The 25,683-nt window shown below is 63.8% G+C and carries 22 protein-coding genes; 11 read left to right on the top strand and 11 right to left on the bottom strand.

What is annotated here, in order from left to right; translation table 11 throughout:
• The first annotated feature begins 30 nt into the window (after positions 1-30).
• Positions 31-606 carry a winged helix-turn-helix transcriptional regulator gene (locus DOM27_RS13845; RefSeq protein WP_110656667.1) on the top strand — a complete coding sequence of 192 codons (576 nt, stop codon included), beginning with the start codon at positions 31-33 and terminating at the stop codon, positions 604-606.
• Between the two features lie 12 nt (positions 607-618).
• Complete coding sequence (gene fabF / locus DOM27_RS13850; RefSeq protein ID WP_110656669.1) at positions 619-1,881, top strand: beta-ketoacyl-ACP synthase II; 1,263 nt, start codon at positions 619-621, stop codon at positions 1,879-1,881.
• 240 nt (positions 1,882-2,121) lie between these two features.
• Here the strand turns inward: fabF and DOM27_RS13855 are convergent, their stop codons facing one another.
• Positions 2,122-2,916: an SDR family NAD(P)-dependent oxidoreductase gene (locus DOM27_RS13855; RefSeq protein ID WP_110656671.1), complete on the bottom strand. Its 795-nt coding sequence runs from the start codon at positions 2,914-2,916 to the stop codon at positions 2,122-2,124.
• Positions 2,917-3,445: 529 nt separating this feature from the next.
• Here DOM27_RS13855 and DOM27_RS13865 point away from each other — a divergent pair.
• From DOM27_RS13865 to astB, 5 genes are all read left to right on the top strand, one after another.
• Positions 3,446-4,660 (top strand): aspartate aminotransferase family protein, encoded by a 1,215-nt coding sequence (locus tag DOM27_RS13865; RefSeq protein WP_110656675.1) that lies wholly within the window; start codon positions 3,446-3,448, stop codon positions 4,658-4,660.
• On the top strand, positions 4,657-5,799 hold the full coding sequence (locus DOM27_RS13870) for an arginine N-succinyltransferase (RefSeq protein ID WP_110656677.1): 1,143 nt from the start codon (positions 4,657-4,659) through the stop codon (positions 5,797-5,799). The genes DOM27_RS13865 and DOM27_RS13870 overlap by 4 nt, the downstream gene beginning before the upstream one ends.
• Positions 5,799-6,818, top strand: coding sequence for an arginine N-succinyltransferase (gene astA / locus DOM27_RS13875; protein ID WP_110656679.1), 1,020 nt, complete (start codon positions 5,799-5,801; stop codon positions 6,816-6,818). The genes DOM27_RS13870 and astA overlap by 1 nt, the downstream gene beginning before the upstream one ends.
• Positions 6,819-6,866: 48 nt before the next feature.
• The gene (astD, locus tag DOM27_RS13880; protein WP_110656681.1) at positions 6,867-8,336 is read left to right on the top strand and encodes a succinylglutamate-semialdehyde dehydrogenase; all 1,470 of its coding nucleotides are present in this window, start codon (positions 6,867-6,869) and stop codon (positions 8,334-8,336) included.
• Between the two features lie 61 nt (positions 8,337-8,397).
• Positions 8,398-9,765, top strand: a complete 1,368-nt coding sequence (gene astB, locus DOM27_RS13885) for an N-succinylarginine dihydrolase (RefSeq protein ID WP_110656684.1) — start codon at positions 8,398-8,400, stop codon at positions 9,763-9,765.
• A 9-nt stretch (positions 9,766-9,774) separates the two neighbouring features.
• Here the strand turns inward: astB and DOM27_RS13890 are convergent, their stop codons facing one another.
• From DOM27_RS13890 to DOM27_RS13900, 3 genes are all read right to left on the bottom strand, one after another.
• Positions 9,775-10,824: an SPFH domain-containing protein gene (locus DOM27_RS13890; RefSeq protein WP_110656686.1), complete on the bottom strand. Its 1,050-nt coding sequence runs from the start codon at positions 10,822-10,824 to the stop codon at positions 9,775-9,777.
• 5 nt (positions 10,825-10,829) lie between these two features.
• Positions 10,830-11,285, bottom strand: a complete 456-nt coding sequence (locus tag DOM27_RS13895; RefSeq protein WP_110656688.1) for a nodulation efficiency, NfeD-like protein — start codon at positions 11,283-11,285, stop codon at positions 10,830-10,832.
• 183 nt (positions 11,286-11,468) lie between these two features.
• The gene (locus DOM27_RS13900; protein WP_110656690.1) at positions 11,469-12,668 is read right to left on the bottom strand and encodes an MFS transporter; all 1,200 of its coding nucleotides are present in this window, start codon (positions 12,666-12,668) and stop codon (positions 11,469-11,471) included.
• Positions 12,669-12,877: 209 nt separating this feature from the next.
• Here DOM27_RS13900 and DOM27_RS13905 point away from each other — a divergent pair, with 209 nt between their 5' ends.
• Both DOM27_RS13905 and DOM27_RS13910 read left to right on the top strand, forming a co-directional pair.
• Positions 12,878-13,414 carry a TetR/AcrR family transcriptional regulator gene (locus DOM27_RS13905; protein WP_245392728.1) on the top strand — a complete coding sequence of 179 codons (537 nt, stop codon included), beginning with the start codon at positions 12,878-12,880 and terminating at the stop codon, positions 13,412-13,414.
• A 169-nt stretch (positions 13,415-13,583) separates the two neighbouring features.
• Positions 13,584-14,909: an MFS transporter gene (locus DOM27_RS13910; RefSeq protein ID WP_110656692.1), complete on the top strand. Its 1,326-nt coding sequence runs from the start codon at positions 13,584-13,586 to the stop codon at positions 14,907-14,909.
• Positions 14,910-14,974: 65 nt separating this feature from the next.
• On the opposite strand, the gene DOM27_RS13915 is transcribed toward DOM27_RS13910, so the two are convergent.
• The 7 genes from DOM27_RS13915 to DOM27_RS13945 all read right to left on the bottom strand — a co-directional run bounded on the left by DOM27_RS13915 (position 14,975) and on the right by DOM27_RS13945 (position 22,187).
• Positions 14,975-16,351, bottom strand: a complete 1,377-nt coding sequence (locus tag DOM27_RS13915) for an amidase (protein ID WP_110656695.1) — start codon at positions 16,349-16,351, stop codon at positions 14,975-14,977.
• Positions 16,348-17,031, bottom strand: coding sequence for a DUF2848 domain-containing protein (locus DOM27_RS13920; protein WP_110656697.1), 684 nt, complete (start codon positions 17,029-17,031; stop codon positions 16,348-16,350). The genes DOM27_RS13915 and DOM27_RS13920 overlap by 4 nt, the downstream gene beginning before the upstream one ends.
• Before the next feature lie 65 nt (positions 17,032-17,096).
• Complete coding sequence (locus DOM27_RS13925; protein ID WP_110656699.1) at positions 17,097-18,377, bottom strand: TRAP transporter large permease; 1,281 nt, start codon at positions 18,375-18,377, stop codon at positions 17,097-17,099.
• Positions 18,377-18,967: a TRAP transporter small permease subunit gene (locus DOM27_RS13930; protein ID WP_110656701.1), complete on the bottom strand. Its 591-nt coding sequence runs from the start codon at positions 18,965-18,967 to the stop codon at positions 18,377-18,379. The genes DOM27_RS13925 and DOM27_RS13930 overlap by 1 nt, the downstream gene beginning before the upstream one ends.
• 72 nt (positions 18,968-19,039) lie before the next feature.
• Complete coding sequence (locus tag DOM27_RS13935) at positions 19,040-20,122, bottom strand: TRAP transporter substrate-binding protein (RefSeq protein ID WP_110656703.1); 1,083 nt, start codon at positions 20,120-20,122, stop codon at positions 19,040-19,042.
• Between the two features lie 140 nt (positions 20,123-20,262).
• Positions 20,263-21,063, bottom strand: coding sequence for a putative hydro-lyase (locus DOM27_RS13940; protein WP_110656705.1), 801 nt, complete (start codon positions 21,061-21,063; stop codon positions 20,263-20,265).
• A 95-nt stretch (positions 21,064-21,158) separates the two neighbouring features.
• Positions 21,159-22,187: a LysR family transcriptional regulator gene (locus tag DOM27_RS13945; RefSeq protein ID WP_110656707.1), complete on the bottom strand. Its 1,029-nt coding sequence runs from the start codon at positions 22,185-22,187 to the stop codon at positions 21,159-21,161.
• A gap of 285 nt (positions 22,188-22,472) precedes the next feature.
• Here DOM27_RS13945 and ilvD point away from each other — a divergent pair, with 285 nt between their 5' ends.
• Complete coding sequence (ilvD, locus tag DOM27_RS13950) at positions 22,473-24,182, top strand: dihydroxy-acid dehydratase (protein ID WP_110656710.1); 1,710 nt, start codon at positions 22,473-22,475, stop codon at positions 24,180-24,182.
• A gap of 280 nt (positions 24,183-24,462) precedes the next feature.
• Entirely contained in the window at positions 24,463-25,644 is a 1,182-nt protein-coding gene (locus tag DOM27_RS13955) for a cobalamin-independent methionine synthase II family protein (RefSeq protein ID WP_110656713.1), read from the top strand.
• Positions 25,645-25,683 lie beyond the last annotated feature (39 nt).

Below are 25,683 nucleotides of genomic sequence, written 5' to 3' on the forward strand. Positions count from 1 at the left end.
GCTGGGAAATTCGGTAGAGTCGCTTCCATAATGAAAGTGACTCACGATATTTCCGCTGTTTGCCCCGTGGCCCGCGCGCTGGACTGTGTCGGTGACAGCTGGACTCTGCTGATCCTGCGCGATGCCATGCAGGGAGCCCGCCGCTTCGACGAATTCCAGCGCGGGCTGGGCATCGCGTCCAGCATGCTGACGCGGCGTCTGGACCGTATGGTCGCCAGCGAGCTTCTGGAAAGACGCTGCTATCAGCAGCATCCACCGCGGCACGACTACCATTTGACCGCCAAGGGGCACGATCTCGCGCCGGTCATCCTGATGCTCTATCGCTGGGGCGAGCGCCACTTGCCGATAGAGGCCAACGCGTTTTATCTGATCGATCGACATTCGCAGCAACGCGTCGATCCGATCCTGTACGACCGGATCCAGCAGCGGCCACTGGCGCCTGGAGACGTGTCTATGGCGCCAGGGCCTGACGCGACACCGGCGGTTCACGTGCGGGTCGAACGCATGCGTAAAGCGCTGGAGCGCGGTACTTCTTCCGACTCGAGGGTGGAGGTGACGCCTATCATGCGTCAGACCGACATCACGAGTGATTCGATCAATGACTGAAAGGACATCGTCATGCGACGTATCGTAGTGACAGGTATGGGAATCCTCTCGCCGCTGGGATGCGGTATCGAGACGGTATGGCAGCGTCTGCTGTCGGGAGCGTCCGGGCTGCGCCAGCTGCCGGCGGAGACCGTCGAAGGCCTGGCCGTCGGCGTGGGTGGTCCGGTGCCGACCATCGAGGAAGACAGCGCCGGTTTCGATCCCGATGCGACCATGGATCCCAAGGAGCGGCGCAAGATGGACCGCTTCATCCAGATGGCGGTGGCGGCGGCGGAAGAAGCGCTGACCCAGGCCAACTGGTTCCCGCAGACCGAAGCCGAAAAGGAGCGCACGGCGACCCTGATCGGCTCGGGAATCGGCGGCTTCCCCGCCATCGCCGATGCGGTACGCACGGTCGACAGCCGCGGACCGCGACGGCTGTCGCCGTTCACCATTCCCTCGTTTCTGGCCAACCTTGCCTGTGGCCAGGTATCGATTCGCCACGGTTTCAAGGGGCCGCTCGGCGCGCCGGTCACCGCGTGCGCCGCCGGTCTGCAGGCGATTGGCGACGCGGCTCGCATGATTCACGCCGGCGAAGCCGATGTGGCGCTGTGCGGTGGCAGCGAAGCGTGTATCGATCGCGTCAGCCTGGGTGGCTTCGCGGCGGCCAAGGCGCTTTCGAGCCATTTCAACGACACGCCGGAGCAGGCCTCGCGCCCCTTCGATCAAGGTCGCGACGGTTTCGTGATGGGTGAGGGCGCCGGGCTGATCGTGATCGAGACGCTCGAACACGCCTTGGCGCGCGGTGCGACCCCCATTGCGGAACTGGTTGGCTATGGCACGACATCGGACGCCTACCACATGACCGCGGGCCCGGAAGACGGTTCCGGTGCGGCGCGAGCAATGAAGATTGCGCTGCGACAGGCGGATCTGGAAGCGACCGAAATCCAGCACCTCAATGCCCACGCGACGTCGACCCCGGTGGGCGACCGTGGTGAGCTGGCGGCCATTCACGGCCTGTTCGGCGATCGTTCTCCGGCGATCAGCGCCACCAAGGCGACCACCGGTCACCTGCTGGGCGCGGCCGGCGGTGTGGAGGCGATCTTTACGCTGCTGGCGCTGCGCGATCAGATTGCGCCGCTGACCCGTAACTACACTGATCCCGATCCGCTAGCGGCGGACCTGGACGTGGTCCACGGCCAATCGCGCAAGATGGAAATGGAGCACGCTATCTGTAACGGCTTCGGGTTCGGCGGGGTCAACGCCAGCGTGATCTTCAAGCGTTACGATGCTTAAAACCGGCTGAAACGGGCTGCGCTCGGCGCCGCCTGATCCTACCCGGACACAAAAAGCGCCGCTGGCCTCGAGGCTAGCGGCGCTTTTCTTTGGCAACCCAATCGATAATGGGAAACTCGGTGAGCGATGGTCAGACTAGGCGAAAATCGGCGAGGGCACGGAGTTTACCGGGGTAAATGAGTAGCCTGAGCCGATTTTCAACAACGTCTGGCCGAGCGTAGCCAGTTTACCAAAGCGATTTCAGGCCATCGTGTCGACGATCCCACCTTCGACCCGCATCGCCGCACCGGTGGTAGCGCTGGCCTGCTCTGATGCCAGATAGACGCTGAGGTTGGCGACTTCTTCAACCTCGGCGACACGCTGAATGATCGAAGACGGGCGGTTTTCCTTGACGAAGTTGGCTTCCGCCTCGGCTTCGCTGACGCCTTGCTGCTTGGCGATGTCGGCAATCATCTTACCCACACCTTCGGATTTCGTCGGTCCCGGTAGTACGGCATTGACCGTGACCCGAGTGCCGGCGAGTACCTTGGCCAGCCCGCGCGAGATCGACTGCACTGCGCTCTTGGTCATGCCGTAATGAACCATTTCCGCCGGGATGTTGAGCGCGGATTCACTCGACAGAAACTGGATACGGCCCCAGTCGCGCTGTTTCATGCCCTGGGCATAGTGGCGCGATAGCCGCACGGCGCTCATCACGTTGACATCGAAGAACTGCTGCCACTCTTCATCGGAAATCTCGAAGAAATCCTTGGGGCCGAAGATGCCGACGTTGTTGATCAGGATATCGCAGTCCGGCTTCCGGTCGATCAGCGACTGACAACCCTCGGCGGTGCCCAGATCGGCGGCTACCCCATCGACGGTGGCGGTCGGGAGTGCCTGTTTGAGTGTGGCGATGGCGTCGTCGACGCGCGCCTGGGTCCGGCCGGTCACGGTCACGGCGGCGCCAGCGTTGGCCAGCCCCTTGGCGATGGCCAGCCCGATACCGGCAGTGGAACCGGTGATGATGGCAGTCTTGCCTGTCAGATCGATTTTCATCAGATGTCTTCCTTAGCGGTTATGACCTGCGCCTCGCCGGCCGTGAGTCTGCGACGGTGGTGATCGACGAGGGGATGGTTCCCACGAAAGTGGCAGAGGTACACTCCGACATCGGGGCAGTCGTCGCGAACACAACCCGCGCGATGACGGTCAACCTGGAATTGATGTTCAACTCGGAGCTGACGTTCGACCCGGAGCTGATGTTAAGCCCGGGCAAACGGGATGAACCATGGATTGCAATATTCTTGGCTAACAGAGCCTCCATGACGAACCTCGCGCCAACAGGGCGCTTTTCGCAATTCGCCGTCCCATCGCTGAAAGCCGCGAGGCCGTCGCCTCCTTATACTCAACTGAAACAACCCTAAGGAAACGCTGAATAAATCGACGAGCAGGATGAAGCGCAAGACGCACGGAGCGCAGGAACCGGAGCCTATGGGCTATAGGTGAGGATTCCGAGCACCGCGCAACGCAGCGATTCGCCTGCGCAGGCATTTATGCAGTGCTTCCCTAAACCTCCAGGGAGAGAGACATGGCCACGAGCCCGACACGTGACGATTTCGACCGCTACATGACCCCCAACTATTCGCCGCAGCAGGCGATTCCGGTGCGCGGCGAAGGCAGCCGACTGTGGGATCAGGCGGAAAAGGAGTACATCGATTTCGCTGGCGGGATCGCGGTCAATGCGCTGGGGCACTGCCATCCGGCCTTGGTCAACGCGCTGACCACCCAAGCCAACAAGCTGTGGCATCTCTCCAACGTCTATACCAACGAACCGGCGCTGGCGCTGGCCAAGCAGATGGTCGAACGGACCTTCGCCGACAAGGCGTATTTCTGCTCTTCCGGTGGCGAAGCCAACGAAGCGGCATTCAAGCTGGCGCGTCGCTGGGCGTTCGACAACTTCGGCGAGAAGAAGCACAAGATCATCTCGTTCAAGCAGGCGTTTCACGGCCGCACACTGTTTACCGTCAGCGTCGGCGGTCAGCCCAAGTATTCCGAAGGTTTCGGCCCGATCCCGGGCGGCATCGTTCACGCCGAGTTCAACGATCTCGACAGCGTGCGTGCGCTGATCGACGACGAGACCTGCGCCATCGTGGTCGAGCCGATCCAGGGCGAAGGCGGCGTGACGCCGGCAACGCCTGAATTCATGCGCGGCCTGCGCGAGCTGTGTGATCAGCATCAGGCGCTGCTGGTTGTCGACGAAGTGCAGTCCGGCGTCGGCCGCACCGGCAAGCTCTACGCCTACATGCACTATGACGTAACGCCGGACATCCTGACCACGGCCAAGGCCCTGGGCGGCGGCTTCCCGATCGGCGCGATGCTGACCACCGATCGCGTCGCGCCGTCGCTGGCGGTGGGGACGCATGGTTCCACCTACGGCGGCAACGCCCTGGCCTGTGCCGTCGGTCTGGCGGCGCTGACTACCATCGACACGCCGGAAGTGCTGGCGGGCGTCGAGCGTCGTCACGCGCTGTTCCGCGAGCACCTCGAAGTCATCAATCGCAAGTACGGCGTGTTCAAGGAGATCCGCGGCATGGGTCTGCTGATCGGCGCCGAGATGAGCGACGACTTCCATGGCAAGGCGCGGGACATTCTGCCGCTGGCGCTGGAGCAGGGCCTGATGATTCTCGTCGCCGGCCCCAATGTGCTGCGAATGGCGCCGTCGCTGGTGATCCCGGAAGCGGATCTTCAGGAAGGCATGGCGCGTCTGGAGCTGGCCATCGGGCAGCTCGTCGGTCAATCATGATCGACGCCGCTGGTAGTTCAGATGCCGGTATCCTCTCGGCGGGCGTAGCGGATTTCGCGGCGCGAAGCGTGGGCAACCTGCTGGTTCGCCCGGCGCAGTCGGGCGATCTGGCGGCGATCGAGCGGCTCGCCGGTGGCGCGACGCCCAGGCTGACCAATCTTCCCGCGCATCGTGACCGGCTCGAGGAGCGGATTGCCCGCTCCTCGCGCGCGCTGGCCCACAATGTCGACTTTCCCGGCGACGAGCTCTACACCTTCGTGCTCGAGGACCGGGATCTGGGCGAGATCGTCGGCACCGCCAGCATTCGGGCGCAGGCGGGGGCGCAGGACGCCTACTACACCTATCGTCAGGAAACCCTGATCCACGCCTCGCAGCAGCTCAATCTGCGCCACGAGGTGCAGACGCTGTCGCTCTCCCACGAGATGTCGGAAGTCTCGCTGCTGTGCGCGCTGTCGCTGGATTCGCGCTATCGCGGCACCAGCGCGGCCACGTTGCTGCGCCGTGCCCGGCTGATGTTCATCGCCCAATACCCCGAGCGCTTCGCACAGACGCTGGGCGTCGCCTTTCCGGGATATCTCGACGAGGAAGGTCGATCGCCGTTCTGGGATAGCGTCGGTCGTCACTTCTTCGAGCAGGGCTATCACGAGATCAATCTGCTGGCGGGGGTGCGGTCGAAGAGCTTCATCGCCGAGGTGATGCCGCAGTTCCCGCTCTATCTCCCGCTGCTGACGCCTCAGGCCCGCGCGGCAATCGGACGTGAACACCCGGATCATGAACAGGCGCTGCAGGAGATGCTCGCCGAAGGCTTCGTGCGTTCGCGCCACGTCGATATCTTCGACGCCGGGCCGGTGGTGAGAGGCGAGCGACAGCGTCTGCGCACGTTGACCCACTGCGGCTGGCATCCGGTAAGAATTCGGCCGGCGGCCTCGTTGCCGGATGCCGAGCCGGCGATGGTCGCCAACCAGCAACTGGCCGACTTTCGCTGCACCGTCGCGCGCTACGCGCTCACGCCGACCGGGCAATTGTTGCTGTCGGAGGAGCAGGCGGCACTGCTCGGCGTCGAAGAGGGTCGCGCCGTACTGGTCGCGCCGCTGGCGCTACCCAATGTCGAAGACGCGCTGGACGAGGGAGAACTGTAATGCGGCTGCGACCCATTGGGCACCACGATATCGACGAACTGCAGGCATTGGCGCAGGAGACCGGCGTCGGCTTCACTTCGCTGCCCAACAGCCGCGAATTTCTGACCGCCAAGATCGACAATGCGGTGGCGGCTTTCGAACGCCGTGTCCCCGAGCAGGAGCGACTCTACTTCTTCGTGCTCGAAGACGAGCAGAGCGGTGAACTGGCGGGCTGCTGCGCGATCGAGGCCGAGGTCGGCCGCGAGACGCCGTTCTATCACTACCGCGTCGGCAAGTTGGCTCATTCGTCGGTCCAGCTCGATCTGCACCGCACCATCGATACGCTGTTTCTGAGCTCCGACCATACCGGCGATGCCGAAGTCGCCTCGCTGTTTCTGCGTCCGGCCTACCGCCGCGATCGCAACGGCACGCTGCTCTCCAAGGCGCGCTGGCTGTTCATGGCGGAGTTCCGCGAATGTTTTCCGGCCAAGGTGCTGGCGGAGATGCGCGGCGTGTTCAGCCCCGACGGCGTCAGCCCGTTCTGGGACAGTCTGGGCAGTCACTTCTTTCCGATGGAATTCAAGCAGGCCGACCAGCTCACCGGGCTGGGTCAGAAGAGTTTCATCGGCGAGCTGATGCCGAAATACCCGATCTACACGCCGTTTCTGCCGCAGGCGGCGCGGGAGTGTATTGGCCAGGTCCACGAGCACACCCGTCCCGCGCTGGAGATGCTGAAGAAGGAAGGACTGCGCTGGGAAGGCTATATCGACATCTTCGATGGCGGGCCCACGGTCGAGGCCTATATCGACGACGTTCGCGCGATTCGCCACTCATCCTGCGTCACGGTCGAGGTCAGCAGCGAGCGACTGGAACAGTCCGAACGCCCCGGCTGGATGGCGGCCACCACCGGGATGAGTGATTTCCGCTGCAGCTGGATCGGCCGCGGCCCCAGCAAGGACGGTGTGATCACGCTGACCACGGCGGAAGCCGGGCGGTTGAACGTCACCAGTGGCGATGCCTTGCGGGTGCTCGAGTCCTGAGTGCCGACGAACGGCCGACGCAATTTCCAGAACAACCAGGAGTGATGTATGCACGCCAAGCAACAACTGCTGATCGACGGTCATTGGATCGATGGCGCCGCTGCGCGGTTCGACAAGCGCGACCCCATCACGGGCGACACGTTATGGCAGGCCGCAGCGGCCTCCCCCGAGCAGGTCGACGAAGCGATCGCAGCGGCACGGCGTGCGTTCCCTGGCTGGGGGCGGCGGCCGTTCGCCGAGCGTCAGGCCGTGGCCGAGCGTTTCCGCGACGAGCTGGAAGCCAATCGCGAACCGCTCGCCCTTAGTATCGCCCATGAGACCGGCAAGCCGATCTGGGAAGCGCGCACGGAAGTGGGCGCGATGGTCGCCAAGGTGGCCATTTCGCTGACGGCCTATCACGAACGCACCGGCGAGCGCGCCCGCGATGCCGGCGGTACACGCGCGGTATTGCGACACCGCCCGCATGGCGTGCTGGCGGTTTTCGGCCCCTACAACTTCCCGGGGCATCTGCCCAACGGCCATATCGTGCCGTCACTGCTGGCGGGAAACTGCGTGGTGTTCAAGCCCAGCGAACAGACCCCGATGACCGCTGACCTGACCCTGCAGTGCTGGGAGCGGGCGGGCCTGCCTGCCGGTGTGATCAACTTGGTCCAGGGTGCGGCGGAAGTGGGGCAGGCATTGGCGGGCAACGCCGATATCGACGGCCTGTTGTTCACCGGCAGCGCCAAGGTCGGCGGGCTGCTGCATCGTCAGTTCGGCGGGCAGGTCGGCAAGATCCTGGCGCTGGAGCTGGGTGGCAACAACCCGCTGGTGGTCAAGGATGTGCGCGATCTCGATGCCGCCGTGCTGACCATCATCCAGTCGGCGTTTCTCTCCGGCGGTCAGCGCTGTACCTGTGCACGTCGTCTGATTGTGCCGCAGGGAGAATCCGGCGATCAGCTGATCGAGAAGCTGGCGCGGACACTGGCCGAACTGCATGTGGCCGAGCCCTTCAGCGAACCGGCGCCGTTCTATGCCGGACTGGTCAGCCCGCAGGCGGCGGAAGGTCTGCTCGAGGCCCAGCGCGACCTTGAAGCCCGCGGTGGCCGGGTGCTGGTGCGGATGCAGTCGCTGCAGACTGGCACGAGTCTGCTGTCCCCGGGGCTGGTCGATGTCACCGGCTGCGACGTGCCCGATGAAGAGCACTTCGGCCCGCTGCTCAAGGTTACGCGCTACGGTGACTGGGACCAGGCGGTCGAGCTGGCCAACGATACCCGCTACGGGCTCTCCGCCGGTTTGATCGGTGGGGACCAGCCGGATTGGGACGATTTCCTGCTGCGGATTCGGGCCGGCATCGTCAACTGGAATCGTCAGACCACCGGTGCCTCCAGCGATGCGCCGTTTGGCGGGATCGGCGACAGCGGCAACCATCGCCCGAGCGCCTACTACGCGGCGGATTATTGCGCCTATCCGGTCGCCTCGATGGAGGCCGACACGCTGACCCTGCCCACGGAGCTGCCGCCCGGCATTCAGCTATGAGCGATTCCGTCAGCTATGCCATCAGCCATGTCATCAGTCATGCCATAAGTGGAGTCACGCGATGAGCGACACGACCAACGCTTTCGCGCCGGACGTTCGAGAGGTCAATTTCGACGGTCTGGTGGGTCCGACGCATAACTACGCCGGGCTGGCCCACGGCAACGTAGCGTCGATGCGTCATGGCGGACTCGCCTCCAATCCGCGTGAGGCCGCGCTCCAGGGCCTGGCCAAGATGAAGTCGCTGATGGACTCAGGCTATGCCCAGGGCGTGCTGCCGCCGCAGCAGCGCCCGGATCTGGGTGCGCTGCGTGCCCTGGGGTTTGGCGGCAGCAACACCGAGATACTCGCGCGAGCCGCGCAGGAAGCGCCGCAGCTTCTGCGCGCGGTGTGTTCGGCCTCCTCGATGTGGACCGCCAACGCGGCCACCATCACGCCGGGTTTCGATGCTCCGGACGGTCGCGTGCACTTCACGCCGGCCAATCTGCAGTCGAGCTTCCATCGCTATCTCGAACCGGAAACCACCGGCCGCGTGCTGGCGTCGATTTTCCGTGACGAGCGCCACTTCGCCCATCATAGCGTGCTACCGGCGACGCCGGCGTTCTCCGACGAGGGCGCGGCCAACCATACCCGCCTGTGCGGCGATCATCAGGAGCCCGGAGTGCACCTGTTCGTCTACGGGCGTCAGGCCTTCGGCGGCGAGCGTGCCCCCAAGCGCTATCCGGCTCGACAGACGCTGGAAGCGAGTCAGGCGATCGCGCGTCAGCACGGGCTCGAGGATTCCCAGACCGTGTTCGCCCAGCAGCATCCGGATGCCATCGACGCCGGCGTCTTCCACAACGACGTGATTGCGGTGGGCAACGGGCCGGTGCTGCTCTATCACGAGATGGCGTTTCTCGACGAGGAGAAGACGCTGGAGGCGCTGCGCGCCCGAATGGCTTCGCCGCTGATCCCGGTTCGGGTGCCGAGCGAGGCGATCGGCCTCGAGGACGCGGTCTCGACCTATCTGTTCAACTCGCAGCTGCTGTCGAATCCGGATGGCAGCATGACGCTGGTAGTGCCTGGGGAGTGTCAGGAAAACGAAGCGGTCTGGCGCACGATTCAGGATCTGCTGCTGGCGGGCTACAATCCGATCAGCGAGGTCACGGTCAAGGACGTCAAGCAGAGCATGCGCAACGGCGGCGGCCCGGCGTGTCTGCGTCTGCGGGTGGTGCTCTCGGCCGCCGAGCGCCAGGCGCTGAGCGGACGGGTGCTGCTGAACGAGGCGCTGTATGCCGACCTGGTGGGCTGGGTCGAGCGCCACTACCGCGACAGCCTGACCCCGGACGAGCTGGCCGATCCCCGGCTCGCCGACGAGACGCTCACCGCGCTCGACGAGCTGACACGACTGCTGGGAATCGGCAACGTCTATCCGTTTCAACTGGAGCCGTGAACCGGCCGATCAGCCCTGACCCGCGGCACCGCCGACCATACCGCTGCGCAGGTCGGCGCCACTTTGGCGGTTGTTGACATGCTGGCTCACCACATCTTCCGGTGAGCCGGCCATTTCCCGGAACATCCCCATGCTGCCCAGCAGCGCGGAAGACTCGTAAGGCACGAACACGCGTTCGCCATCCTTGGCCATGGTCGGGAGGGCCTTGATGTAGCTCTGGCCGAGCAGATAGCCCACCACGGTTCGCTTGTTCTCTTCATTCTCGCCGATGGCATTGAGCACCAGCTTGATCGATTCCTGTTCACCCTGGGCGCGCAGAATGGCAGATTGCTTGTCACCCTCGGCATTGAGTATCGATGACTCGCGTTGGCCCTGCGCCATGGCAATGGCGGCGGATTTCTCGCCCTCGGCTTCGGTGACCGTCGCGCGTCGTTTACGCTCAGCCGCCATCTGCAGGCGCATGGCGCTCTCGACCTCTTCCGGCATGGCGATGTCCTGCACCTCGACGCGAGAGATCTTGACGCCCCATTTGGAAGCGGGTTCTTCCATGGCGGATTGAATCGCGTTGTTGACCTCGGCACGAGACTCGAACAGCTTGTCCAGCTCCATCTTGCCCACCACCGAACGTAGCGTGGTCTTGGCCAGCACCTCGACCGCCTGACTCATGTTGGCGACTTCATAGACGGCCCGCTTGGGATCGATGATCTGGTAGTAGAGCGCGCCGTTGATGGTGACCGTCACGTTGTCGGTGGTCACCACCGGTTGTCCCGGAAAGTCCATTACCGTTTCGCGGCGGTCGATGCGGATCTCGTCGGTGGCGATCGGGTAGTACTCTTCGCCCTGCTTGCGATAGCGGATCATGCTGATGGCGCGCGGCTGTTCGATGAACGGGATGATGAAGTTGATCCCGCTTTCGAGCAGCCGGTTGAAGGAGCCCAGACGCTCCACGACCATCACCTCCGACTGGCGAACGATCACCAGCCCTTTGACGATGAGCAGCACGCCAATGGCGACGATGATCAGGCTGAGAATCAGCCCCGGGCTGGCGAAGAGATCCATATGCGTTACTCCGGTGAGCGTTTCAGCGTCACGATGGCTTCAGTGCCATCGAAGCGCTGAAAGATGACCGCTCTGCCCACGGGCAGTTCGGTCGTGTCGGTGTCGGCGATTCTCAGTCGATAGAAATCGCCGTTGATCTTGAGGCCGGTCGCGCCGTCGAAATCGCGCTTGAGCGTGCGGTATTCATGGCCTTTCTCGACGCCGGTGCCGGTCGTGCCGTAATCGACGCCCGGTGGTGAAAACCACGGTCGGATCACCTTGATCACCACGGGCAGGAGCACTCCGGCGACGATCCCTAGGCCCAACAATTGCCAGGTCATCGACGCGCCCAGCCAGGCCAGTAGCGCGGCCACAGCGGCCGCGATCGCCAGCGCCAGCAGCACCAGCGCCCCGGAGGCCAACTCCGCCAGGCCCAGCAACAGCGCAATGGCGAGCCAGACATAAGCCACGTTCCAGTCCATATCGGTCCTCGGCGAACGATTCAGGGTAAGTCTCTCGACGTCAGCGACCGTCAACGCGTTCGGCCGCGTCAGACTCGCTGGACCTGGCAGCGTATCAGAGATTGCCGCTACAAAAGGTCAGCGTTTACCGTCGGTGCCGATGTGGGAGGTAATGTGACTGGTGGAATATGATCGATGGCCGAATCAATCATCGCCTAGCCTGACCATTTTGGGTCGGCCGATTAGCACACCGGCCACGCTCTGGGCCGCGAGAAGCAAGATCAGAAATATCAGTGACGCCTGCCAGTCACCGGTCCAGCCATGCATGGCGCCGAACAGCAGCGGGCCGCTGGCACCCATCAGATAGCCGATGCTCTGCGACATGCCCGAGAGCATGGCGGCGTGCTGGGGCTGGCGGGTGCGCAGCACGATCATGGTCAGCGCGAAGGCGAAACAGCCCCCCTGACCGGCGCCCAGCAGCAGTGCCCACAGCAGTGGCGAGGCGGTCGGTGCCAGCAGCAGGCCGAACAGCGCCAAACCTACCAGCGAACAGAGCCCGACGACCAGCAGACTGTGATGGGTCAGCCGCGACGCCAGGCGGGCGACGATGTAGCTGCCGGGGATGCTGGTGAGGTTGATCAGCGACAGCATGATTCCGGCCGTTGCCTCGGGCACCCCAGCCTGAATCGCCACCGCCGGTACCCACGTCTGCAACGTATAGAAGCTCAGTGACTGTGCGCCCATGAACAGCGTAAGCGTCCACGCCACCGGGCTTCGGAACAGCCGAGACATCGGCGGCCGCCGCGTAGCGGCCGCTTCGGCGGGTGCCAGAGACAGCGCTACACGCCACCACACGATGGCGGAGCCGATACCGAAGGCGGCCCACAGCCAGATCGGAGTGGACCAGCTCCCCGAGAGGTTCATCAGCGGAATGGCGCTACCGGCACTGATCGTGGCGCCAACACCCATCATCACCGTGTAGAGGCCCATGGTGCGGCCCAGACGGTCACCGCGGTCGCGCTTGACCAGGCTCGGCATGAACACGTTGCCGAAGGCGATGCCCATCCCCGCGCATAGCGTACCCAGCAACATGATCGTCAGGCTCTCGACGCCGCGTAGCACGCCGCCAATCGCAATCAGCGTGACCGCACAGGCGATGGCGCGGTCCAGGCCGACGCGGTCGGCGAAACCGGGCGCCAGCGGCGAAAGCAGCCCGAAACAGAGGATCATGCCGGTAGTGAAAAGGCTCGCCGTTCCCGCACCGATGGAGAGCGTCGACATGATTGGATCGAGTACCGGCCCGATGACGACGATCGGCGCGCGCAGATTGATCGCCGCCAGACCGAAAGCGACGAGCCACAGCCAGGCCGGTAGCGAGGGACGAGAAAACGAGGCTGACGGCACGAGCGACCACCAAAGAATGAACGGGCCGGCATTCTAGCATTCGGCAGTCGAGAGACAGACTCAAACATTGATCGAACGGTCAGGAAGCTGGACGACCTGACCCTGCGTCAGGAACTTTGGGGGATTAGGTCAAATATGTAAAATGATCGTTTTACATGCGCGTCGTTACGATCTAGGGTAGAGACAGACAAGCGAGGCAAGGGAGAGGTATGAGCACCGACATCGACATTCGCACACGGCTTCTCGGGACCGCCGAGCAGCTCTTCGACCGGCACGGCTTCACCGCCACCGGCATGGATCGGCTCACGAGCGGTGCCGGTATCTCCAGCCGTACGCTTTACAAGCATATCGGCAGCAAGACTCGGCTGGTGGCAGCGGTGTTGAACGAACGTGACCGTCGCTTCATGCGTTCGCTGCAAGTCGATAGCGTCGACGCACTGTTCGACGCGCTGGAAGGCTGGTTCGCCACGGAAGGGGCGCGGGGGTGTCTTTTCCTGCGCACATGGGGCGAGACCGGTGGTGACGTGGCTGAAGTCACCGAGGCCATGGCACGGCACAAGCAGCGGCTCTTGTCGCGGATCGGCGAGATCGTCGCGGCGGAAATCGGCCGACACGACGATGAACTCGCCGAGCAGATCCTGATCCTGTTCGAGGGCGCGACCCACGCCACGACGTATCGCGGTGAAACGGCGATTTCCGCGGCCCGGCGCGCCGCAGGCCTATTGATCGCTGGCGCACGCGCCTAGCGGATGCCGATCAGGCGCGGCGATCCCTGCTCCTGACAGCCTGACATTACCAAGGCTCTATTTTCCGGTTCAAAGCTGGCGAATTTGTCACGGCTGTAGGGAAAACGATCACTTTACATCAGGGCCATGAGACGCGGCGTTTGCCGCGCCAGGCCGAGGAGGCATCAACATGATCCACAAAGAACTTCGACTTATCGTTGCCGGCACGCTGCTGATCGGCGTGAGCTACGGACTGGCGCGCTTCGCCTACGGTCTGTTTTTGCCCAGCATGCGCGAGGACGTCGGGCTGAGTTCGGCCATGGCCGGGGCCATCGGCAGTGGCGCCTACGTCGGCTACTGTCTCGCCATCGTGGCCAGTGCCGTACTGGTGGAGCGTTTCGGCGCTCGACCGATGGCCGTCGCCGCCGCCCTGATCGCGGCGGCAGGCATGGCGGTCGTTTCGATCAGCGAGAGCCCGCTGTTGTTGGCCGGCGCCATTCTGCTGGCGGGAACGAGTACCGGATTGGCCTCGCCGCCCATGGCCCAGGCCGTCTCGCGCGCGATTCCGGAAGCCCATCAGAGCCGGGCCAACACCTTCATCAACGCCGGCACCAGTCTCGGCGTCGCGGTCTCCGGCCCCGTGGCGTTTCTGGCCACTGGTCAATGGCGAGTCGCTTACGCAGCCTTTGCGATAACTGCGCTGTTGAACGCCGGCCTGCTGCTGCTCGGCGTGCCACGTTCCCAGGGCGCCGACGAAGGTGGCGAGGCATCCTCGAAGGAAAATAGTCGTCCGAACCGAGACGGACTATGGCGCCCACGCGCGATCCGGGTCGTGCTGGCCGCAACCGGGATGGGGCTTGCCAGTGCCGCCTACTGGACGTTCTCGAGCGAGGCAGTCGTCAAGCTGGGACACTTCGATCAGTCGGTGGCCAATATCGTCTGGATTCTGATCGGCGTTGCAGGCCTGGCCGGCGGATTGGCGGGGGACCTCGTCAAACGCTTCGGCCTCGACGTCGTCCATTGCGGTTCGCTCGGCGCGCTGGCGCTCTCGCTCTGTCTGCTCGCACTGATGCCTGCCAGTCTCCCGGCGATGCTCGTCTCGGCGGCGCTTTTCGGTGGCGCTTACATCATGCTCACCGGCGTCTACCTCGTCTGGGGTATCCGGCTCTACACGGATCGGCCCGCCATCGGTCTCGGTTTGCCATTTCTGATGATCGCCGTGGGCCAGATCCTCGGCTCGCCGTTGGCGGGCTATCTGATCGGCAGCCAGGGGTACGCCTTCTGCTTCATTGCCTTTGCACTGATTGCCGTGGCGACGATGCTGGCCGGATACCGGGCGGATAAGCCGAGCGACGCGGGAACCGGTCAAGATGTTGCCGCCCGACGAGATATGCCGCGAGCCCCGCATCCTTCGATCCATCGCTTCTACATGCCGGCCATGCCGCCGCTATGGCTGATCGAAAAGATCGGCCGGAGGTTCAGCGGCGGGGTTGGCTCCGGCACCGACAGACGCTGAAGCCGTCGATAGGCCTATGCGACAACGACGGGCACGCCTGAAGGTGATCGACGGCTCTGAGTGGATCAGTCTCCCAACATCGCTTCGACGACACTTGCGTGTTGCAACAGGGTCACATCGTCGCCCTGAGGCCGCGACAGCATCAGACCGATCGGCAGTTCGGCGCCGGCCGCGAAGTAAGGCAGCGAGATCGAGGCGGCGTCGAGATAGTTGAAGATGCTGGTATTACGCAGAGCCAACCGGTTCGCACGCTGGAATGCGGCGGCGTCGTTTTCGAGCTCGGCTCGCTTTGGCGGCAACGTGGCGACGGTGGGCAGTAGTACGGCGTCGAAGCCGGCCATCTCGGCCGCAAAGCGCCGCTGCCAGCCCGCTCTCGGCCACAGGCGCTGAAGATAGTCTGCGGCGCTGATATCACGGCCGCCATTCAGGCGCTCGGCGATCAGCGGATCGTAGTCCGCCTCGGCATGCGCGAGCTGCTCGCGATGCAGCGCTGCCGCCTCGGGTACCACCAGACCGCCTTGCTGATTGATCGCCAGGGCACCGTCGACGGCATCGAAGCTCAGGCGCTCGACGCGGCATCCCTTGGCTTCGAGTGCGGCGATCGCTGCCTCGAAGCCGTCGCGGACGGCGTCGTCGAGTTCGCTCAGCAGTCCGCCATCGGCAATCGCCAGGCGTAGTGGCCGCGGAGCGGAATCCAGCGCTGGCATCGGTCGATCGGCCAGCACTGACCACAGCCGCGCGCAGCAGTCGACGCTGGGTGCGATGGGGCCGACGCAATCCAGGCTCGGCGCGAGCGGGTAGGCGCCTTCGCCCGGCACGGCTTGCTGGCTCGGCTTGAACCCGGTCAGCCCGCAGAAAGCGGCAGGAATCCGCAGCGAGCCTCCGGTGTCACTGCCCAGCGTCGCTGCCGCCAGGCCAAAGGCGACCGAAGCTGCACCGCCGGAGGTCGAGCCGCCGGTGATACGCTCGGCGTCGAACGGGTTGGGCGGGGTGCCGAAATTCTGATTGAGCCCGAGTCCCGAAAACGCGAACTCGCTCATGGTGGTACGTCCGGTCAACAGCGCGCCGGCGCGACGGAGGCGGGCAACCGAGGGCGCATCCGTCGTGGCGGGTGCACTTTTACCCAGCACCCGGGAAGCCGCCTGGGTCACTTCACCGCGCACATCGAACAGGTCCTTGATGCTGATCGGAATACCGCCCAGCGACTCGCTCGGATCGATCCGCGTCAGCCGGTCACGCAGCTTGTCGACATCGAAGTCGATGAAGGTCGTGGCGGCGACGTCGGGCATCGTCTTTGCCCGTTCGATCAGCGCCTCGAGTGCGTCTGCAGGCGTGAAGTCGCCGTCGTCGAACGCCCCCTGCCAGTCCGCCAGCCGCCGTCGATGTGGCGGCCGAGCCCAGAATGCTGTCGCGGCATCCTGTGGCGTCTCTGGTGAGCTCATTGCGCTACCTCGAGCTCGATGACGGAATAGACGTGGCTGAGGCGACGGTCCAGGACAGGATCGTTGAGCGTCATCGAAAAGCACGCGCTGGGACGAATGCCGCCGATCGCCGGCACCGTTCCGCACAGCAGCAGCGTATTGGGCGCGAGGAATTCGCCCTGCTTGAGAGCGGAGGGCAGTTTGGCCAGCAGCGTATCGACGTCAAGCAGCTCGGCGAGCGTGCCTTGCTGATAGGTGACATTGTGGCCGTTCTCCTCGATCTCGCTCGAAAGCTCCAGCGAGTCCCAGTGGTCCCGAATCTCTTCCAGCGCCCAGGCCTGGGTGGCGACCGGCTTGGCGCAGAGCTGCTTGGACTCGGCCACGCCCACGGCTTCCAGCTTGCGGTCGGTGTGGTCGGATGCCAGCGTCACCCACAGCCGACCTTCGCTATCACTGACCAGACAGACCTCGGCTTCGCCGGAGCCTTCGCCGCCGAGCATCTCGACGTCCGGCGCCTGGGTCAGTAGCTGGGCGCTGGCGCGATAGAACAGCGGTACGCTCGACGGCGGCTTGACGCCGAGCTCGGCCAGCTCCTCGATATGGTGCTGCACGCCGGCCTGATCGCGGCCGGCCCAGCCGGCGATGGCCAGGCGCTGAGGCGAGAGAGTGAAGGTGCCCTGCGGTGTTTCGAAAGTCAGCATGAGATCGTTTTCCTGTTCAAGGGTGCGTCATTGAGCGCGTCAGTCAGGGCGTCAATGAATGAAAGTCACAGTGAGTTGGGTAGCCACAGCGCGATGCTCGGGAATATCACCAGCAGCGCGGCCATCAATAGCATGGCGACGATGAATGGCAGGGTGCCGACGATCACGTCCGAGAACGGCTTGCCGCGTCGGGCGGCCTGCACGATGTAGAGGTTGAGGCCCACCGGCGGGGTGATCAGCGCCATCTCGACGAACAGGATCATGATGATGCCGAACCACACCTTGTCGAAGCCGGCGGCAGCGATCAGCGGCGTGACGATGGGAATGGTGATCACCATCAGCGACAGCGTCTCGATGAAGAAGCCCAGTACGATGAACAGCGCGATGACGGCCAGCAGCAGGCCATACGGCGAGAGATCGTAGGTATTCAACAGCGTGGTCAGTTTCTGGACCAGCCCCGACGAGGTCAGCGCGAAGTTCAGAAACGAGGCCGCCAGAATGATGAACAGCAGCATCGAGGTCGTCTTGACCGTGCCATCGAGCGCGGCCGTCAGCATCTTGCGATCCAGGCGCCGGTTGGCGGCGGCCAGACCCAGCGAGACGATGACGCCGACGGCGGCCGCTTCGGTGGGGGTGGCCCAGCCGAGATAGATCGAGCCGACGATCACCGCGAACAGAATCAGCAGTGGCGCGAGGAATGCCAGACTGCGAAAACGCGCCTCCCAACTGGCGACGTTGCGCGGCCCACCGAGGCTCGGCTTCCACCAGCACAGCACCAATGCCACGGCCATGAACAGCAACGACAGCCCCAGACCGGGCACCAGCCCCGCCATGAACAGCTTGGGAATCGACGTTTCGGTCAGGAACCCGTAGACGATCAGGTTGATCGACGGCGGAATCAGAATTCCCAGCGTGCCGCCGGCCGCGATGCTGCCGCAGAAGAGTCGGGGATCATAGTTGAGCTTGTCGCCCTGGGGTAGCGCCACGGTGGAGATCGTCGCGGCGGTGGCGACCGACGAGCCCGATGTCGCCGAGAACAGCGCGGCCGTGGTGATGTTGGCGTGAATCAGGCCACCCGGCAGCCACGAAAGCCAGTGATCCATGGCGCGGTAGGCCTTTTCGGCGATACCGGCACGCACGATGATCTCGCCCATCAGCACGAACAGCGGAATCGCGATCAGCAGAAACGAGTCCGCTGCCGACCACAGATTCTGTCCCAGCGCCTTGGTCAGCGGAAAGAACGAGAAAAACTGGTCGACACCGAAGGCGAGCAAAAACAGCGTGACTGCCACCGGAATGCCGGCCAGCAGCAGGACCAGAATTCCCACCGAGAGAAATCCAAGCATCAGCGTGACTCCTCGTTGAGCGGTGCTTCGGAGAGTTCGCCGTTATCCATACCGACCAGCGCATCGAGCGTCGTCGTATCCCGCTGGCACAGCGCGACCAGCACCCTCAAACCCATGACGCTGGTGGTGAAGGCAAACCAGCAGTAGCCGGCGGCCCACAACAATTGCGGGATCCAGAGCGGCGTTGCCAACGGCGTGTTGGCGGTCGAACCATTGGCGAGAGATTTGGCCAGTACCGGATAGGCATTCAGCGCGATCGTCCACGCCACCAGATTGAGTGCCAACAGTGACACGATATTGAGGGTGTGCTGCGACAACGGCGGCAGTCGCCCGTGGACGACATCGATACGGATATGTGCCCGCTCGAGCAGCGTATGAGAAATCCCCCAGGCCGAGAGTACGGCCAGCACGTAGCCCGAGTACTCGTGGACACCGGCGAGCGAGTGGCCGGCCAGCTTGCGCAGCAGGATCTCGACGCCGATGAAGATGACGACCGCCAGCAGGGCAAAGCCGATCACGCGTGCGGCGAGCCTGGACAGGCCGCGGGTGAAGCGCACCAGCCCGTCCAGGCTCTGGATCAATGGAGACATGAGAGGGTCCTGTCCATCAGTGATGGGAGCCGCGCGTGTCGGCCGTTGTCGACCGACGCGCGCGAACGGTTGTCAGGGCGCCTTGGCCTGCAGGTCGACGATCTTGCCGACGCCGGCGTTCCACTGGTCGAGGGTATCGGCATCGACGCGGCCGGCCCAGGCGGGCAGTACCACATCCTGAAGCGCCTGGCGTGCCCGCGCGACATCGGCCTGGGTCGGTTTGACCAACGTCATGCTGGCCGGCTCGCCAGCGGCGCACTCGCCCTGACCGGTCAAGCAGGCAATCCCGCGCTGGGTTTCGGTCTTGGCGTTCGCCCACACCGGGGCGGTGAACTGCTTGTCGACCTGCGCCTGGATCAGCTGCTGTTCCTCGGGGCTGAGGCTGCTCCACTTGTCCTGATTGATGGCGGTGATGACGTAGTCCCAGCCACCGATGGGCAGCGGCAGCATGTGGCTGGAGACGTCGTACCAGCCGGCGCTGTAACCGGACATCGATCCGGTCACGGCGCAGTCGATCACCCCCCGCTCGAGCGATCCGGGTACCTCGTTGAACGCGATATTGAGACTCTGCGCGCCGAGGGCTTCGAGGAATTCGCCGGTCGAGCGGCCGCTGCCGCGCACTTTCTTGCCCTCGAGATCGGAAAGACCCGAGATCGGCGTGTTGCAGAACAGCACCTGGGCGGGGTAGGGGACGATCGCCAGCACATGGCTGTTGAAGCGCTCGTTCATTGCCTTCTCGGCGATCGGCCGAAAGGCATCCGCCACGGCACGGGCCTTGTCGGTGTCGGTCGTCATCATCGGCAGATCGAGACCTTCGAGCTCCGGCGCATCGCTGACGGTGTAGTCACCCACCGTCATGCCGACGTCGAACAGCCCGTCGCCGAGGTAACGGAACACGTCGCCGCTGGCGATACCCATCTGATCGAAGCTGGTGACTTGGGTAGTGATGTCGCCGTCGCTGGCTTTCGGCAGCGTCTCGCTCCAGAACGGCTGCTCGAACTTCTGGTGCAGTTCGAGGCTGCCCCAACTGCCGACGACATTGAGCGAGGTCTCCGCCAGGGCGGGAGTACAGACGACGGTGGCGGAAAGGACGGTTGCCGCAAAAGCAGCAACCGGCTTGCGCCAGCTGGCGCGGGGGTGGACGTTGGAGATCATGGATTCAGCCTCTTTTTTAGCGTTGTCAGGAGATTGGCACTGTCTACGAACCGCCACCGCCTTGGAGGTCGGCAGCCGTTGGGGGTGTGCCCGATCGGCTCGGGCTAGCCGTACTTTTAGTTCCAGCCGTATTTCCAGTTCTAGCCGTACTTCAGTCGATGATTGGGGATATCGGTGATCAGCATATGCCCCGGGCTGTGGGTGATCACCAGGGGCAGACCTGCGGCTTCGATGGCCGCCTGGGGCGTCACGCCGCAGGCCCAGAAAACCGGTAGCTCGTCGTCATGGATGACCGGCGCGTCGCCGAAGTCCGGTCGGGCCAGATCGGCGATACCCAGTGACGCCGGCAGGCCGATATGCACCGGTGCGCCATGGACTCGCGGCATGTCCGTGGTGATCTGGATCGCGCGGATGGCATCGGCCGGTCTGAACGGGCGCATCGACACGACCAGATTGCCGCCGAACGGGCCGCTGGACTCGAGAGGGACGTGAGTGCGATACATCGGGACATTGCGGTCGAGCTGGATGTGGCGGACCTCGAGGCCGTCAGCGATCAATGCGTCCTCGAACGAGAACGAACAGCCGATCGAGAAGGTGACGAAATCGTCCTGCCACAGATCGGCGATGTCCGAGGGCTCCGCGTTCGAGACGCCGTTCCGATAAACACGATAACGTGGCACGTCGTGACGTAGATCGATATCGGCGCCGAGCGAGCGTGGATGCGGGTCGCCCGGGTCGGTTACGTCCAGCAGTGGACAGGCGCGCGAATTACGCTGGCAGAAGCGCAGAAAGTCTTCGGCGTAACGGGAGGGGAGGATCACCAGGTTGGCCTGAGCGTAACCCGGCGCAAGCCCGCTGGTGTGTCGCTGCCACTGGCCACAGCGAATGGCCTGCCGGGCGGCAAGCGGTCGTGATAGATCGGTCAAGGCGTCGGCGGTCATGTCGATGACTCGGTTGTGATTATCTTTCGACAATAAAAAGCTGCCGGTGATAAGGCAAATCGATTTTTTTGATATCAGTCGATCGGAATAACCTTTCAGTCGGTGGTAATTGCCCCTTCGACAGGCGGCGTGTCGTGCTGTTGATCGAGTCGGGCGATCTCGATCGCCAGCTCCGTGACACCCTCGGCCAGCGATTTATCCAGGTGCTGGGGCCAGGAGGCGGTGAACTCGAGCTCGGGCAGGTCGATGGGCAGGGCGATCAGCTTGCCTTCCGTCAACTCGTCCTGCACCAGTCGCGGGGGGATGGCGCCGAGGCCCAGGCCATCCAGCGTCATCCGCACGATCGTCCACAGCGAACTGGAGCAGTGCAGCTTGAGGTGCTCGAGCTTCTGCTGATGAAGCAGCGAGCCGAGCTCGCGATAGGGCCGGCTGTCACGGGCGAAAGTAATCAAGGGTAGCCCGCGCACCCGGTGCAGCGAGAAGTGCGCGGGGTCCAGCCCTAGCCGCGGGCTCGCAATCAGGCCCATGGTGTAGTGGCAGAGAAATCGATTAAACACTTCCTGAACGTTGACCGGCCCCATCAGAAACGCCATGTCGACATCGCGGTTGTGCAGCTTGGCAGCCAGCCCGGGCGAGCTATCCACCTCGAGTTCCAGCGTCATTTCCGGAAAGCGGCGTGAAAGCTCGGCCAGAAACTGGGGCAGCCAACTGTGGGCAATCGACTCGACGACGCCCAGCCGAAGCGTGCCCTGGAAGGGCGTTGCCAGTTCCAGCATGGCCATGGCTTCCTCGCGGGCTTCCATCAGCCGCAGCGCGTGACGATAGAACTGACGGCCTTTGGGTGTCGGCTTGATCGGCCGTTGGGTCCGTTCCAGCAGGGATTCGCCGACGATCGACTCGAGTCGTGCGATACGGTCGGATACCGAGGGCTGGGTCAGGTGCAGGTGGCGCGCGGCCAGGCGGAACGACCCCAGGCGGACGATCCAGACGAAGGCTTCGATTTCCTTGAAGTCGAACATGGCGGGCTCGCTCGGGTCGCGATGGGAAGGATCATCAGGATGAATCTGGCGTCTGTCAGTATTGCATACTCGGGTTGGCTGACGCAGATGCCAGATTTCCGCCATGGTCGGATGTCCGCGCGTGCTTCGGCCCGCTACAATGGGTCACCCTTTTTCTGCGCGGGGCGTGGCGAGTCGCTTCATCCAGGTCGTTTCACTAGAAGAGCCGCTTCACGAGAGCCGTCTCATCAAGAAACACTAGGCCCGCGCATCGTCATCTGACCGTGACACCTCGACGCACGCCGACCGTCATCTTTCGCTGCATCACCCAGCCGGCATGTGTCGCTCAACCTCTGCCCGACGAGCAGCCAGATTGCCCTCGAGGCGAACAGACGAAAACAGGAGCGCTCGATGAGCCAGGATTTTCCAGAAAATACGGACCCCCGTCGTCGCCATTCCGCCAGCGTGGTCGATGGCCCCGGCAAGGCGGCCAGCCGCGCGATGCTTCGTGCGGTGGGCTTCACCGATGAAGACTTCAAGAAGCCGCAGGTGGGGATCGCCTCGACCTGGAGCCGAGTGACGCCCTGCAATAGCCATATCAACGTGCTGGCGGAAGCGGCCAGTGACGGCGCCGATGCTGCCGGTGGCAAGGGTGTGATCTTCAACACCATCACCATCTCCGACGGTATCGCCAACGGCACCGAGGGTATGAAGTACTCGATGGCGTCGCGGGAGATCATCGCCGACTCCATCGAGGCCGTTTCCGGTTGCGAAGGCTTCGACGGCGTGGTCGCCATCGGCGGTTGCGACAAGAACATGCCCGGTTGCATGATCGGGCTGGCGCGCCTCGATCGCCCCAGCCTCTTCGTCTACGGCGGCACCATTCAGCCGGGCGCGGGCCATACCGATATCGTCTCGGTGTTCGAAGCGATGGGTGCCTACTCCCAGGGCAACATGTCGCGGATCGAGGTCAAGCAGATCGAGGAAACCGCGATCCCCGGGCCGGGCTCCTGTGGCGGCATGTACACCGCCAACACCATGGCCTCGGCGATCGAGGCCATGGGCATGAGTCTGCCCAACTCCTCGGCGCAGGAAGCGGTCTCGCAGACCAAGAACGACGACAGCCGCGCTGCCGGCGAAGCCGTGCTCAAGCTGCTCGAGCTGGATCTCAAGCCCTCCGATATCATGACTCGCAAGGCGTTCGAAAACGCCATCACCGTGGTCATAGCGCTGGGTGGCTCCACCAACGCCGTGCTGCACCTGCTGGCCATCGCCAATACTATCGGCGTCGAACTTTCGCTCGATGACTTCACCGAGATCGGCAAGCGCGTGCCGGTACTGGCTGATGTGCGCCCGAGCGGCCAGTACATGATGAGCGAACTGGTGGCGATCGGCGGCATCCAGCCGATGATGAAGATCCTGCTCGACGCAGGCCTTCTCCACGGCGACTGCATCACGGTTACCGGGAATACTCTGGCCGAGAATCTGGCCGGCGTGAAGCCGTATCCGATGGATCAGAGCATCATCAAGCCGCTGGATGCACCGGTCAAAGCCAGTAGCCACCTGCGTATCCTTTACGGCAATCTGGCACCGGAAGGTGCGGTCGCCAAGATCACCGGCAAGGAAGGCACGCGCTTTACCGGTCGCGCTCGTGTGTTCAACTCCGAAGAAGAAGCGCAGGCGCGGATCAACGATTTGACCGTGGTGGCTGGCGATGTCGTCGTCATTCGCTACGAAGGGCCGAAGGGTGGCCCCGGCATGCGCGAGATGCTGACACCAACCTCGGCGATCATGGGTCGTGGCCTGGGTGACAAGGTGGCGTTGATCACCGATGGCCGCTTCTCCGGCGGCAGCCACGGCTTCGTGGTCGGTCATATTACGCCAGAAGCCTTCGTCGGAGGTCCGATCGGCCTGGTCGAAGATGGTGACGAGATCACCATCGATGCCGAAAACGACGTCATGACCGTACACATCGACGATGCCGAAATGGATCGCCGTCGAGCGGCCTGGAAGCGTCCGGCACCGCGCTATACCCGCGGCACCCTGGCCAAGTACGCCAAGACGGTCAGTTCGGCTTCGCTGGGTGCGGTTACCGATCTGCCCGAAGCGCTGGAGGATTGAAACGGCGGGATGGCGAGATAACCTGATCGTTCATCCGAGAGTCTGAACCGAACGCCTCGATGCCTTGAATTCACTTGGCATCGAGGCGTTTTGCATGGGGGATTGCCAGGACATCGATGCCGTCATGAGCGGTATTCATCCACGAGTCGAGAAATTTTCACGTCGCTGTTGGGCATGCGCCGGGTAGCGCTTGAGTATTCTTGGTGACCGGACCCGATCGGTGCCAACCGGCATCTTTTCGCTGCCACTCGTTGCCATTCATTGCCTCAGGGATAGCTCCATGAAGACCAGTCGCGACCGTATCATCACCACCCACACCGGCAGCCTGCCGAGAACTCTCGAGCTGTCGAAGCTGCTGGTGATGCGCGAGCAGGGGAAAGCGGTCGATGCTGCGACCTTCGATAGTGAGGTCGCACGCTGTTTGGATGGGGTGATCGCCGCACAGCTCGATGCCGGACTCGACAGCATCAACAACGGCGAAGCGCCACGAGTCGGTTTCTCGACCTACGTTACCGAGCGCATGACCGGCTTCGGCGGCGAAGGGCGGCGCAAGCCGACGCTGGATATTCAGCGCTTCCCCGGCTATGCCGAACACATGGCGCGCCAGATCGGCGTCTCCAAGGACCTGGCCAAGGTCTGGAACACGCCGCTGGCGCAGCGTGCGGTGCAGTACGATCCGACGCTTTCGGGCGTAAAGGCCGAGCTGGCGTCGTTCTCCACGGCGCTGGCCAACGCCCCGGCACCGCTAGAGACCTTCATGACGGCGGCGTCTCCCGGTGTCGTGACTACCACCATGCTGCGCGCCGACGACAATCCCGACTACCCGACCGACCGCGACTACGTGCTGGCCGTCGCGCGCGAGATGAAGCAGGAATACGAGGCGATCGTGGCGGCCGGGCATATCCTCCAGCTCGATGCACCGGATCTCGCGATGGAGCGTGTCATCATGTTCGGCGATGACGATCTGGGAACGTTCCTGGAGCGGGTCGAGCTGCACGTCGAGGCGATCAATCTGGCGCTGGAGAATATTCCCGCCGACAAGGTGCGCCTGCACGTCTGCTGGGGCAACTGGCAGGGCCCGCACCAGGACGACGTGCCGGTAGCGGAACTGCTGCCGATTCTCTACCGGGCCAAGGTCGGAGCGTTGAGCATTCCACTGGGCAATCCGCGTCACGAACACGAGACCGTGTCGTTCAAGACGCATCCATTGCCGGATCACATGCTGCTGATGCCCGGCGTGATCGATGTCACCACCAACTATCTTGAACACCCCGAAGTCGTCGCCAATCGTATCTGTGCCTCGGTCGACGCCGTCGGCGACCGCGAGCGCGTCGTGGCGGGCACGGACTGCGGCTTCGGCACGTTCGCCAGCTACGAGTTCGTCGCCCAGGACGTGGCCTGGGCCAAGCTCAAGGCCCTGAGTGAAGGTGCCGCCATCGCCACTCGTCGGCTGTGGGGCTGAACGGTACGCCGAGGCAATTTTCGTGCAGTGATGCAGGGC

The organism is Salinicola halimionae, from assembly GCF_003206065.1.
GTDB lineage: Bacteria > Pseudomonadota > Gammaproteobacteria > Pseudomonadales > Halomonadaceae > Salinicola > Salinicola halimionae.

Coding starts and splice junctions, on each gene's coding strand:
- ilvD (WP_110656710.1), top strand. CDS start 22,473: ATGAGCCAGGATTTTCCAGAAAATACGGACCCCCGTCGTCGCCATTCC.
- DOM27_RS13925 (WP_110656699.1), bottom strand. CDS start 18,377: ATGCTTGGATTTCTCTCGGTGGGAATTCTGGTCCTGCTGCTGGCCGGC.
- DOM27_RS13920 (WP_110656697.1), bottom strand. CDS start 17,031: ATGCTGACTTTCGAAACACCGCAGGGCACCTTCACTCTCTCGCCTCAG.
- DOM27_RS13865 (WP_110656675.1), top strand. CDS start 3,446: ATGGCCACGAGCCCGACACGTGACGATTTCGACCGCTACATGACCCCC.
- DOM27_RS13910 (WP_110656692.1), top strand. CDS start 13,584: ATGATCCACAAAGAACTTCGACTTATCGTTGCCGGCACGCTGCTGATC.
- DOM27_RS13955 (WP_110656713.1), top strand. CDS start 24,463: ATGAAGACCAGTCGCGACCGTATCATCACCACCCACACCGGCAGCCTG.
- DOM27_RS13870 (WP_110656677.1), top strand. CDS start 4,657: ATGATCGACGCCGCTGGTAGTTCAGATGCCGGTATCCTCTCGGCGGGC.
- DOM27_RS13945 (WP_110656707.1), bottom strand. CDS start 22,187: ATGGCGGAAATCTGGCATCTGCGTCAGCCAACCCGAGTATGCAATACT.
- DOM27_RS13935 (WP_110656703.1), bottom strand. CDS start 20,122: ATGATCTCCAACGTCCACCCCCGCGCCAGCTGGCGCAAGCCGGTTGCT.
- DOM27_RS13940 (WP_110656705.1), bottom strand. CDS start 21,063: ATGACCGCCGACGCCTTGACCGATCTATCACGACCGCTTGCCGCCCGG.
- DOM27_RS13855 (WP_110656671.1), bottom strand. CDS start 2,916: ATGAAAATCGATCTGACAGGCAAGACTGCCATCATCACCGGTTCCACT.
- DOM27_RS13930 (WP_110656701.1), bottom strand. CDS start 18,967: ATGTCTCCATTGATCCAGAGCCTGGACGGGCTGGTGCGCTTCACCCGC.
- fabF (WP_110656669.1), top strand. CDS start 619: ATGCGACGTATCGTAGTGACAGGTATGGGAATCCTCTCGCCGCTGGGA.
- astD (WP_110656681.1), top strand. CDS start 6,867: ATGCACGCCAAGCAACAACTGCTGATCGACGGTCATTGGATCGATGGC.
- DOM27_RS13845 (WP_110656667.1), top strand. CDS start 31: ATGAAAGTGACTCACGATATTTCCGCTGTTTGCCCCGTGGCCCGCGCG.
- DOM27_RS13895 (WP_110656688.1), bottom strand. CDS start 11,285: ATGGACTGGAACGTGGCTTATGTCTGGCTCGCCATTGCGCTGTTGCTG.
- astA (WP_110656679.1), top strand. CDS start 5,799: ATGCGGCTGCGACCCATTGGGCACCACGATATCGACGAACTGCAGGCA.
- DOM27_RS13905 (WP_245392728.1), top strand. CDS start 12,878: ATGAGCACCGACATCGACATTCGCACACGGCTTCTCGGGACCGCCGAG.
- astB (WP_110656684.1), top strand. CDS start 8,398: ATGAGCGACACGACCAACGCTTTCGCGCCGGACGTTCGAGAGGTCAAT.
- DOM27_RS13890 (WP_110656686.1), bottom strand. CDS start 10,824: ATGGATCTCTTCGCCAGCCCGGGGCTGATTCTCAGCCTGATCATCGTC.
- DOM27_RS13915 (WP_110656695.1), bottom strand. CDS start 16,351: ATGAGCTCACCAGAGACGCCACAGGATGCCGCGACAGCATTCTGGGCT.